Source organism: Streptomyces sp. NPDC029159, assembly GCF_055564055.1.
The window spans coordinates 295,609-306,269 of record NZ_JBVHWT010000008.1 but is presented as its reverse complement, the minus strand read 5'-3'; the positions used below and the strand labels follow the sequence as shown (position 1 = coordinate 306,269).

Here is a 10,661-nt window from a genome sequence, read left to right as displayed (position 1 = left end):
GGAAGCTAAGCCTTTCAGCGCCGATGGTACTGCAGAGGGGACTCTGTGGGAGAGTAGGACGCCGCCGAACAATTATTCAGCTCCGGCCCCCGGAAGCCAGTGATGGTTTCCGGGGACCGGAGCATTTTTGCGTTTCAGGTGTATTCGACTTTCCTTGTCGCCCTTTCCGGCCCTTATCTCCTGCTGCACTGCAGCAGGTGAGGCGTCAGGGGCGGGCCGACGTAGAAGTGCTGCTGGAGGGGCTCTCCGGTCTTCGGCTGGGTACGTACGGCGGGGGCGTAGGCCGTCGCTGTGGTGGAGCTGTGGGCGGGGGATCACTGCCGTTGTACGGGCTGTTGAGGCCCGGGGGCGGTTCAGGTGGTGCCCCGAACGGGACGGTGTGCAGAGTCCGCGATAGGAGCTTAGGAGCGGATATACCTACGCCCCGCCTCCTGAGGGGAGACGGGGCGGAGGACGGCCGGCTTGGGGAGTACCTGGGGGATTCCCCGGGACCTTGGACGGCAGTGCGTCAGTTTTCGTTGGTGGTCTGGCCGGGGACGTGGGCCGTGGGGGCCGGGGTGTCGTAGCCGGTGAGGCCGGCGGCGTGGGCGAGTTCGATGTCGAGGGACTCGCGGCGGATGCGCTGGTCCATGTAGAGGAGCGCCGTCACGCCCGCGCTGAGCGGGAAGGTGAGGGCGGAGCCGATGACCGAGCCGATGCCCAGGAGGGTCAGGAACGTCCAGCCCGTGGCCTCGGTGGTGCCGCTCATCCAGCTCAGGAGGGTGTCGCCGTCGATGATGAAGGCGGTCAGCGTGACGGGGATCTGGACGAGGAACGCGACGACGCCGACGATCACGTACATCAGCAGCTGGATGCCCAGGATGCGCCACCAGGAGCCGCGTACCAGCTTGGCGGAGCGGCGCATCGAGGCGATGACGCCCTGCTTCTCCAGCATCAGGGCCGGCGGGGCGAGGCTGAACCGTACCCACAGCCAGACGGCCACGGCGCCGCCGGCCAGCAGGCCGAGCGAACCGAGGGCGAATCCGGCGGGTGCGGAGCCCACTGCGAGGACGATGCCGCCCGGCAGCGTGCACACCAGGAGCACTGCGGTGAGCAGCAGCGTCAGCAGGAAGAGGAGGCCGCAGAGGCGGGGCAGCTGGGGGCGGGCGTCGCGCCATGCCTCGCCGGCGGTGACCGGGCGGCCGAGGACGGCACGGCTGACGATCATGGTCAGCAGGCCGGTGGCGAAGATCGTGGCGAGCAGCCCGATCAGCGAGGTGATGCCGCTGCCGAGGAGGGTCTTCCCCAGGTCGCGGAAGGCCCTGGTGACCTCCTCGGTGGACTCGCCGCGCAGTACGGGGGTGCGGCCGCTGTCCGGGAACCACAGGCCCGTCACGAGGGTGATGGCGACCTGTGCCACGACGGCGATGACCAGCGAGATTCCGACGACGGTGCGCCAGTGGGCGCGGAGCGTCGAGAGCGCGCCGTCCAGGATCTCCCCGACACCCAGCGGCCGCAGGGGGATGACGCCGGGCTTCGCTGCGGGCGGCAGCGGTGCCCAGCCGCCGCCCCAGGGCGGACCGCCCGGTACCTGGCCGCCCGGCACCGGGCCGCCTCCCCCGTGACCTGCGGTGGCACGTCCCCGGGGGCCGGGGACGCCCGCGGGCGGGGACCACGTACCGGCGGGTGGCTGCTGCTTCGACCACTGTGGCGGGGGCGCTGCCTCCTCGCCGGGGTGGTCGTCCGGTGCGGGGGTGGGGCCGAGGTGGTCCCGGTCGCCGCGGTCCGGTTCGTCGGAGGGGGCGGATCCGGGCGAGGCCCAGCCCGGAGAGTTGTTCATCGTCGCTCCTTCATGCTTCCCGGCCGCCGCCGTGGCGGTCGGGGACCGGCGTCAGCGGTGGCAGTCATCGTGTCATGGCGGGTGTGGCCCGGTGCCTGTGGCCTTTGGGAGGGCGGTGAGGTTCTGCCCGGGCGGTGTGCGGCGGCAGACTGGGCGGATGGCCGAACGTCACGAGGTATCCGAGCCCGGCGCCGCGGCGCCCGTCGTCCCGTCGCTGAGGTGGGCGGATCCGCCCGAAGGGCCCGCGGTGGTGCTGCTGGACCAGACCCGGCTGCCCGCCGAGGAGACCGAGCTGGTCTGCGCGGACGTGCCGCAGCTGGTGCGGGCCGTACAGACACTGGCGGTGCGCGGAGCGCCGCTGCTGGGGATCGCGGGCGCGTACGGCGTCGCGCTGGCCGCGGCGCGCGGTGACGAGGTGACGGCGGCGGCCGAGACGCTGGCGCACGCCCGGCCGACGGCGGTCAACCTGGGCTACGGGGTGCGGCGGGCGGCCGGTGCCCACCGTGCCGCGGTGGATGCCGGTGCGGACCCCGGGGCGGCTGCCGCGGCGGCGCTGGCCGAGGCGCGTGCGGTGCACGCCGAGGACGCCGACGCCAGTGCGCGGATGGCCCGCCACGGCCTGGCGCTCCTCGGTGAGCTGCGGCCCGGGGGCGGGCACCGGATCCTCACCCACTGCAACACCGGTGCCCTGGTGTCCGGCGGTGAGGGGACCGCGCTGGCGGTGGTGCTCGCCGCGCACCGGCAGGGTGTGCTGCGCAGGCTGTGGGTGGACGAGACCCGGCCGCTGCTCCAGGGGGCGCGGCTGACCGCGTACGAGGCGGGGCGGGCCGGGATGCCGTACACGGTGCTGGCGGACGGGGCGGCGGGGTCGCTGTTCGCGGCGGGGGAGGTGGACGCGGTGCTGATCGGGGCGGACCGGATCGCGGCGGACGGCTCGGTGGCCAACAAGGTGGGCAGCTATCCGCTGGCGGTGCTGGCCCGGCACCACGGGGTGCCGTTCGTGGTGGTGGCGCCGCTGAGCACCGTCGATCCGGCGACGGAGCGGGGTGCCGACATCGTCGTGGAGCAGCGTCCGGGGAGCGAGGTGACGGAGTTCTCAGGGAGCCGTCCTGTTGCTCCGGCGGGGGCGCCGGCATACAACCCGGCGTTCGATGTGACGCCCGCGGAGCTGGTGACGGCGATCGTGACGGAGGCGGGGGTGGTCTCGCCGGTGACCCGGGACGGTCTCGCGGAGCTGTGTTCCACGTCACGTTGGAGTACGTCACGATCAGGTAATGGGATGATGGCCGAATGAAGGGACGCGTCCTCGTCGTCGACGACGACACCGCACTGGCAGAGATGCTCGGCATCGTGCTGCGCGGCGAAGGCTTTGAACCGTCGTTCGTGGCGGACGGTGACAAGGCGCTCGCCGCCTTCCGCGAGTCCAAGCCCGATCTCGTGCTGCTCGACCTGATGCTCCCCGGACGGGACGGCATAGAGGTGTGCCGCCTGATCCGGGCCGAGTCGGGGGTGCCGATCGTGATGCTGACGGCCAAGAGCGACACCGTGGATGTGGTGGTCGGCCTCGAATCGGGGGCGGACGACTACATCGTCAAACCGTTCAAACCCAAGGAGTTGGTCGCCCGGATACGAGCCCGGCTGCGGCGGTCGGAGGAGCCGGCGCCCGAGCAGCTGGCCATCGGTGACCTGGTCATCGATGTCGCCGGGCACTCGGTGAAGCGGGAGGGGCAGTCGATCGCGCTGACGCCGCTGGAGTTCGACCTGCTGGTGGCGCTGGCCCGCAAGCCGTGGCAGGTGTTCACCCGTGAGGTGCTGCTGGAGCAGGTGTGGGGCTACCGCCACGCCGCCGACACCCGGCTCGTCAACGTCCATGTGCAGCGGCTGCGCTCCAAGGTCGAGAAGGACCCCGAGCGGCCCGAGATCGTGGTGACCGTGCGCGGCGTCGGCTACAAGGCCGGGCCCAGCTGATATGAGCCGGACCGGTGCGGCCCCGGAGGAGAAGCGGGGGCGTTCCACCGACTCGGTCCGCGGGACGTCCCTCTCGGCGAGGGTGTTCGCGCGGTTGCTGCGTGGCGGGCAGTTGCTGCCCGACGGCGCGGTCAGCGGCCCGGTGCATCCGTTGTTGCGGCTGTTCAGCCGGTGGGTGCGGCGGCCGCTGCTGCCCGCGGTGCGGCTGTGGCGGCGCAACATCCAGCTCCGGGTCGTCGCCTCGACGCTGCTGATGTCGCTGGTCGTGGTGTTGCTGCTCGGCGTGGTCGTCGTCGGGCAGGTCCGTAACGGGCTGCTCACCGCGAAGGCGCAGGCCGCGCAGAGCCAGGCGGCGGGCGGTTTCGGCGTGGCGCAGAAGCTCGCCGACGGCGCGGGGGCCGGCACCGGGGCCACCGCGGGTGACGACACCGGACGCTCCGGCGGCCGTGGCGCGCAGGACTCCGCGACCTGGCTGACCGGTCTGGTCGAGCAGTTGGCCAGCGGTGGTCAGGGCGTTTTCTCCGTCGTGGCGCTCAGCTCGGACTCCGACGAGCCGTTCGGCGACGCCAGCCGGGGCACCCGGGGGCCGCGTGCCTCCGGGGATGTCGATCCGGAGGCGAGTGTGCCGCCGGAGCTGCGGCGGAAGCTGGATGCCAGGGCGGGCACGTTCCGGCAGTACACGCAGATCAAGCGGATCGGCTCCGACGAGGGCCGGCCGGCGTTGATCATCGGCAAGCGTCTCAACGACGTGAACGGCAACCAGTTCCAGCTCTACTACCTCTTCCCGTTCACGCAGGAGGCGGAGACGCTGAAGCTGGTCACGGGCACGCTGGCGACGGCCGGGGTGTTCGTGGTGATCCTGCTCGGCGCCATCGCCTGGCTCGTCGTCCGGCAGGTCGTCACGCCGGTGCGGATGGCCGCGGGGATCTCCGAGCGGCTGGCGGCCGGGCTGCTCCAGGAGCGGATGAAGGTCACCGGCGAGGACGACATCGCCCGTCTGGGTGAATCGTTCAACAAGATGGCGCAGAACCTCCAGCTCAAGATCCAGCAGCTGGAGGAGTTGTCGCGGATGCAGCGCCGCTTCGTCTCGGACGTCTCGCACGAGCTGCGGACGCCGCTGACGACGGTCCGGATGGCGGCGGACATCATCCACGAGGCGCGGGAGGACTTCGACCCGGCCACCAAGCGCTCCGCCGAGCTGCTCCGCGGCCAGCTGGACCGTTTCGAGTCGCTGCTGGCGGAGCTGCTGGAGATCAGCCGGTTCGACGCCGGTGCGGCGGCGCTGGAGGCCGGGCCGGTCGATCTGCGGGACGTGGTGCAGCGGGTGATCGAGGGCGCCGAGCCGCTGGCCGAGCGGACCGGGACCCGGATCGTGGTGCGCGGCGCCGAGCAGCCGGTGATCGCCGAGGCGGATTCCCGGCGGGTCGAGCGGGTGCTGCGCAACCTCGTCGTCAACGCCGTCGAGCACGGTGAGGGCCGTGACGTGGTGGTGCGGCTGGCGTCGGCAGGCGGTCCCAGCGGCGGTGCGGTGGCGGTGGCGGTGCGTGACTACGGCGTGGGGCTGAAGCCGGGCGAGGCGGCCCGGGTGTTCAACCGTTTCTGGCGCGCGGACCCGGCGCGGGCGCGGACGACCGGCGGTACGGGCCTGGGCCTGTCGATCGCCGTCGAGGACGCGCGGCTGCACGGCGGCTGGCTCCAGGCGTGGGGTGAGCCCGGCGGCGGTTCGCAGTTCCGGCTGACGCTGCCGCGGACGGCGGGGGAGGCGCTGCGGGGTTCGCCGATCCCGTTGGAGCCGGAGGACTCGCGGCGCAACCGTGCGGCGGCCGCGAGCCGTCCGCGGCCCGCCGCCCCCACCCCGACCGCGCTGCCGGCCGCGTCCCGCCGGGCGCTGCCCGCCGGCCCGTCCGGTGGCGGTGCGGGGCCGGAGGGCGTACGGGACGACAAGGAGGCGCGCGGGGCGCAGGCGCGCGCCGGTGAGGTGGCCCGGTCCGGTGAGCCGGCCGACGGCGTACGGGGCGGGGACCGGGAAGGTGAGCTGCGTGGGCGCTGAGCAGGGACGACAGCGGGAGGCCGGGGTCTCCCGGACGGGCCGGGGCGAGGGCGCCGCGGGGCCGGAGGGGGCGGGCGCCGAGGTGCCGCGTCCCCGGGCCGCCCCGGGGGCGCGGCTGCGCCGGGTCCGGGGCGTCGCGCTGCTGGGGTCCGCGGCGCTGGTGCTGGCCGGTTGTGCGTCGATGCCGGAGAGCGGGGACGTCAAGGCGGTCGACCAGTCACCGCGGGCGGACGGCGATTCGCAGGTGCGGGTGTACGGCGTGCCGCCGCAGGCCGGTGCGCGGCCGACCAACATCGTCCGCAGCTTCCTGGACGCGACCACCAGCGACGAGGCGGATTTCCGGACGGCCACGCAGTATCTGGCGCAGTCGGCGAAGAAGACGTGGCGGCCGTTCCTGGTGACGAACGTGCTCCAGGAGCGCCCCAAGCCGGAGAACGGGCCGCAGATCCGCGGGGACCGCGACGGATACACCGTCACGCTGTCGGGCAGTCAGGTCGCCACGGTGGACGCCGGGCACGCGTACACGCCGGAGGAGAAGCCGTACCACCGCACGATCCACCTCATCAAGGAGAAGGGGCAGTGGCGGATCGACCGGCTGCCCAACGGTCTGGTGCTCGGGCAGTCCGATTTCCAGCGCATCTATCAGTCGGTCAACAAGTACTACTTCGCGTCCTACAAGACGGAGTCGCAGGAGCCGAAGGCGCGCCGTAACGTCCTGGTCGCCGACCCCGTCTACCTGCGGCGGCGGATAGATCCGATCACGGCGAGCGTGCAGGCGCTGCTGGACGGGCCGACCAATTGGCTGAATCAGGTCACCGTCTCGGAGTTCCCCTCCCGCACCCGGCTGGCCAGCCGCAGTCTGTCGCTGGACGACTCCAACGCGCTGCGGGTGAAGCTCACCAAGGAGGCGGTGAGCACCGACACCGGGCAGTGCCGGCGGATGGCGGCTCAGTTGTTCTTCACCGTCCAGGACATGACCCGGGCGTCGAAGATCAGCGAGGTGGAGCTGGAGGACGACAACGGCAACTCGCTGTGCGTCCTGAGCCAGAGCCGGGCGGAGCGGGACTACGCGCCGCAGCAGCGCACCGGCGGACCGGCCGACGAGTACTACCTCGACGCCGGGCACCGGCTCGTCGCGCTGTCGGACACCGCGGCCGAGGCGTCGCCGGTGCGCGGCCCGTTCGGGACGGGCAAGACACCGCTGGGCTCGGTCGCCGTCGCCCGGGACGAACGCACCGCCGCCGGGGTGTCGACCGACGGCAGGTCGCTGTACGTCGCCGCGCTGGAGGACGGTACGGAGCGGGGCGGACCGATTCTGACCAGCGCGGTGAAGGACGGTCTGACGGCGCCGAGTTGGGACGGACTCGGGGATCTGTGGATCGCCGAGCGCGCCACCCATGGTTCGCGGCTGCTGCGGATGCGCGAGGGCAAGGGCGATCCGGAGCAGGTGGCGGTGCCCGGTCTCGGTAACCGCCGGATCAAGGCGATCCGGATGGCCGCGGACGGCATCCGGATAGCGATCCTCGTGGAGGACGGCGGGCGGACGACGCTGCAGCTCGGCCGGGTCGAGCGGGGCGGTTCGTCGGCGCGCCCGCTGCTGTCGGTCGAGGAACTGCGGCCGATCGCCCCGCAGTTGGAGGACGTGGTCGCGGCCTCCTGGGCGGGCGGCAGCCGGTTGGTGGTCGTCGGCCGGGAGTCCGGCGGCGTCCAGCAGATGCAGTTCATGGAGACCGACGGGTCGGCGTCGAACGTGCCGAGCCTGCCCGGTGTCACGGGCGTCAAGGCGGTGGCCGCGTCCGAGGACGAGACCCGTCCGCTGATCGCCGATGCCGTCGACGGCATCGTCCGGTTGCCGCCGGACGCCAATTGGAAGACCGTGGCGAAGGACGGTACGGCGCCGGTCTACCCGGGGTGAGTGCGCGGTTACGCGGCCGGGGACCGGCGCGCCGGAGGAGTTGTCCACAGGGGTGGTGGCGGGCCGCCCCGCGCGTGACAGTGGAGTCATGCGCGGGATGTGGCGGGAGCTGGCCGGGCTGGTGCTGCCGGTGGAGTGCGCCGGGTGCGGGCTGGCGCGGACGGAGCTGTGCGGGCCGTGCCGCCGGCAGCTGACGCGCGGCGGCCGCGGCGCGGCCCGGGTGCGCCCGCACCCGCCGCCGGCCGGGCTGCCCGAGGTGTGGGCCGGGGCGGTCTACGCGGACGAGGTGCGGGCGGTGCTGCTCGCACACAAGGAACGCGGGGCGCTGCGGCTGGCCGAGCCGCTGGGCGCGGCGCTGGCGGGCGCGGTACGGGGGCTGTGCGGGCGGCAGGGCGGTGCGGGCCCGCGGGCGGGTCCGGTGGTGCTGGTCCCGGTGCCGTCGGCGCGGCGGGCGGTGGCCGGGCGTGGGCACGACCCGGTGCGGCGGCTGGCGTACGCCGCCGCCCGTGAGCTGCGGCGGACGGGCCGGGCGGCGCGGGTGTGGGCCGGGCTGCGGCAGTGCAGACCGGTGGCCGATCAGGCGGGCCTGGGCGCCCGGGAGCGGCTCGCCAATCTCGCCGGGGCCCTGGAGGTCCGGGGCGGGGCCGCCGGGCCGGTGGCGGCGGAGCGGGTGGTGCTGGTGGACGACCTGGTGACCACGGGGGCGACGCTCGCCGAGGCCGGGCGGGCGGTTGCGGCGGCGGGCGGCCGGGCGTCGGGGGCGGCCGTGGTGGCCGCTCCGGGGTCGGCGTTCGCCGCGTACGGAACCGCGGCCGGAGACCGGACGTTCCAGGGATGACAGGGGACAGGAGTGACAGGACGGCTCCGGAGAGGTGAATTCCACTCGATCGCAGCTGGTTGCCGTGAGGGGGTGCCGACACCCGCCGGAGCGAGCTATGTTCGGTTGTGAGGACTTGGCAGACGCTTTGCCTCGAATGTCGTGCTGGGTGCATATGAGGCTGTTTGCCGCGACCCTGAAATCAGGAGAGTGGAGAGCCCGTCCCCGGGGGAGGAGGAGGTGAAAGTCGCCAAGTCCGAGGCTTCGGCACTCACCGGAGCCTGGTGCAAGAAGGAATCGCACCGCCTTTCGGGCGGAGCGATCCGGGAACGGAGTTCTGCGTGGACATCGTCGTCAAGGGCCGCAAGACCGAGGTGCCCGAGCGGTTCCGCAAGCACGTGGCCGAGAAGCTGAAGCTGGATAAGGTCCAGAAGCTCGACGGCAAGGTGATCAGCCTGGACGTCGAAGTGTCCAAGGAGCCGAACCCGCGGCAGGCCGACCGTTCCGACCGGGTGGAGATCACCCTTCGCTCCCGTGGCCCGGTGGTCCGGGCCGAGGCGGCGGCAGGTGATCCGTACGCGGCGCTGGATCTGGCCACCGCGAAGCTGGAGGCACGGCTGCGCAAGCAGCACGACAAGCGCTTCTCCCGTCGGGGCAGCGGCCGGATCCCGGCCAGCGACGTCGCGGTGAGCGTCCCCGACGCCGCGAGCCTCAAGCCCAACGGGGAACTCGCGACGGATGTGATGTCCGAGGAGCAGGTGCCCACCAAGAAGGTGGCGTCCCTGGACGTCCAGGGGGACGGCCCGCTGGTCGTCCGCGAGAAGACCCACTCCGCGGCGCCCATGGCACTCGACCAGGCGCTCTACGAGATGGAGTTGGTCGGTCACGACTTCTATCTCTTCGTCGACGCCGAGACGAAGCAGCCCAGTGTCGTCTACCGGCGGCACGGCTACGACTACGGCGTCATCCACCTGAACCCCGACTCGTTCGGGGAGGAAGGAGCCGGGGGCGCGGGGGGCGCACTCGGCGGCTGACCTCATCCCCATGGTGCCCCCGGCGTGCGCCCGGGGGCACCATCGTGCCTGCAAGGGGGAGGAGTTGATGCCGTATAGAGTTGGTGCCGGGCCATGGCGCGGGGGCACCTGGGGTGCCGGGGACGCGGCCGTATGGCGTTGATCGGGCTGGCCGCGGGGGCTGTTGTCAACCAGCCTTGTGTCCAAGCTCTGGCCATCGGGCCGGGCAGTTGACGGGGAGGGACGATGGGGGACAGCTTCGGACCCGTGCGCGGCGACGCGGACGGCGGCGGTCACGGCGCCGGTGACGCGTTCGGGAGGGGAGCGGAGCCGTCACGCAAGGAGCCGATCCGGGTGCTGGTCGTCGACGACCACGCCCTCTTCCGGCGGGGCCTGGAGATCGTGCTGGCCCAGGAGGAGGACATCCAGGTCATCGGCGAGGCCGGGGACGGCACCGAGGCGGTGGAGAAGGCCGCCGATCTGCTGCCCGACATCGTGCTGATGGACGTACGGATGCCCCGGCGCGGCGGCATCGAGGCGTGCACCGCCATCAAGGAGGTGGCCCCCAGCGCGAAGATCATCATGCTGACGATCAGCGATGAGGAGGCCGATCTCTACGAGGCGATCAAGGCCGGGGCCACCGGCTATCTGCTCAAGGAGATCTCCACGGACGAGGTGGCCACCGCCATCCGGGCCGTGGCGGACGGGCAGTCGCAGATCAGCCCCTCGATGGCGTCCAAGCTGCTCACCGAGTTCAAGTCGATGATCCAGCGCACCGACGAGCGGCGGCTGGTGCCCGCGCCCCGCCTCACCGACCGGGAGCTGGAGGTCCTCAAGCTCGTCGCCACCGGTATGAACAACCGCGACATCGCCAAGGAACTCTTCATCTCCGAGAACACCGTGAAGAACCACGTCCGCAACATCCTGGAGAAGCTGCAGCTGCACTCCCGGATGGAAGCGGTGGTCTACGCGATGCGGGAGAAGATCCTCGAAATCCGCTGAGGCCGGGCGGGCGGCGTGCCCGCTACGGCTCCGGGCCACGCGCCCCTGCACGCGCGGCCCGGCCGGTCCGTACCGCC

Annotated in this window: 8 protein-coding genes and 1 rRNA gene; 8 read left to right on the top strand and 1 reads right to left on the bottom strand. The window is 72.6% G+C overall.

From position 1 onward, the window contains the following. Positions 1-70: ribosomal RNA gene (rrf, locus tag ACZ4U4_RS18640) — 5S ribosomal RNA — on the top strand; the annotation flags it as partial. Positions 71-508: 438 nt separating this feature from the next. Here the strand turns inward: rrf and ACZ4U4_RS18635 are convergent. Then, complete coding sequence (locus tag ACZ4U4_RS18635) at positions 509-1,819, bottom strand: DUF7847 domain-containing protein (RefSeq protein WP_467875193.1); 1,311 nt, start codon at positions 1,817-1,819, stop codon at positions 509-511. A gap of 157 nt (positions 1,820-1,976) precedes the next feature. Here ACZ4U4_RS18635 and mtnA point away from each other — a divergent pair, with 157 nt between their 5' ends. From mtnA to ACZ4U4_RS18600, 7 genes are all read left to right on the top strand, one after another. After that, a complete protein-coding gene (mtnA, locus tag ACZ4U4_RS18630) occupies positions 1,977-3,113 on the top strand; it encodes an S-methyl-5-thioribose-1-phosphate isomerase (RefSeq protein WP_467875190.1) in 1,137 nt (378 codons plus the stop codon). Continuing rightward, complete coding sequence (mtrA, locus tag ACZ4U4_RS18625) at positions 3,110-3,787, top strand: two-component system response regulator MtrA (protein ID WP_030045455.1); 678 nt, start codon at positions 3,110-3,112, stop codon at positions 3,785-3,787. The genes mtnA and mtrA overlap by 4 nt, the downstream gene beginning before the upstream one ends. A 1-nt stretch (position 3,788) precedes the next feature. Continuing rightward, positions 3,789-5,837, top strand: a complete 2,049-nt coding sequence (gene mtrB, locus ACZ4U4_RS18620) for an MtrAB system histidine kinase MtrB (protein WP_467875186.1) — start codon at positions 3,789-3,791, stop codon at positions 5,835-5,837. An 82-nt stretch (positions 5,838-5,919) separates the two neighbouring features. Then, the gene (locus tag ACZ4U4_RS18615; protein WP_467875230.1) at positions 5,920-7,752 is read left to right on the top strand and encodes an LpqB family beta-propeller domain-containing protein; all 1,833 of its coding nucleotides are present in this window, start codon (positions 5,920-5,922) and stop codon (positions 7,750-7,752) included. Between the two features lie 88 nt (positions 7,753-7,840). Further along, on the top strand, positions 7,841-8,590 hold the full coding sequence (locus tag ACZ4U4_RS18610) for a ComF family protein (RefSeq protein ID WP_467875184.1): 750 nt from the start codon (positions 7,841-7,843) through the stop codon (positions 8,588-8,590). A gap of 320 nt (positions 8,591-8,910) precedes the next feature. After that, positions 8,911-9,603: a ribosome hibernation-promoting factor, HPF/YfiA family gene (hpf, locus tag ACZ4U4_RS18605; RefSeq protein WP_467875181.1), complete on the top strand. Its 693-nt coding sequence runs from the start codon at positions 8,911-8,913 to the stop codon at positions 9,601-9,603. A 225-nt stretch (positions 9,604-9,828) separates the two neighbouring features. Then, a complete protein-coding gene (locus ACZ4U4_RS18600) occupies positions 9,829-10,584 on the top strand; it encodes a response regulator (RefSeq protein WP_467875179.1) in 756 nt (251 codons plus the stop codon). Positions 10,585-10,661: the final 77 nt, after the last annotated feature.

What these genes read in the sequence shown, in the direction of transcription:
- ACZ4U4_RS18635 (WP_467875193.1), bottom strand. Translation starts at nt 1,819, where the DNA reads ATGAACAACTCTCCGGGCTGGGCCTCGCCCGGATCCGCCCCCTCCGAC.
- ACZ4U4_RS18600 (WP_467875179.1), top strand. Translation starts at nt 9,829, where the DNA reads ATGGGGGACAGCTTCGGACCCGTGCGCGGCGACGCGGACGGCGGCGGT.
- mtrB (WP_467875186.1), top strand. Translation starts at nt 3,789, where the DNA reads ATGAGCCGGACCGGTGCGGCCCCGGAGGAGAAGCGGGGGCGTTCCACC.
- mtnA (WP_467875190.1), top strand. Translation starts at nt 1,977, where the DNA reads ATGGCCGAACGTCACGAGGTATCCGAGCCCGGCGCCGCGGCGCCCGTC.
- mtrA (WP_030045455.1), top strand. Translation starts at nt 3,110, where the DNA reads ATGAAGGGACGCGTCCTCGTCGTCGACGACGACACCGCACTGGCAGAG.
- ACZ4U4_RS18610 (WP_467875184.1), top strand. Translation starts at nt 7,841, where the DNA reads ATGCGCGGGATGTGGCGGGAGCTGGCCGGGCTGGTGCTGCCGGTGGAG.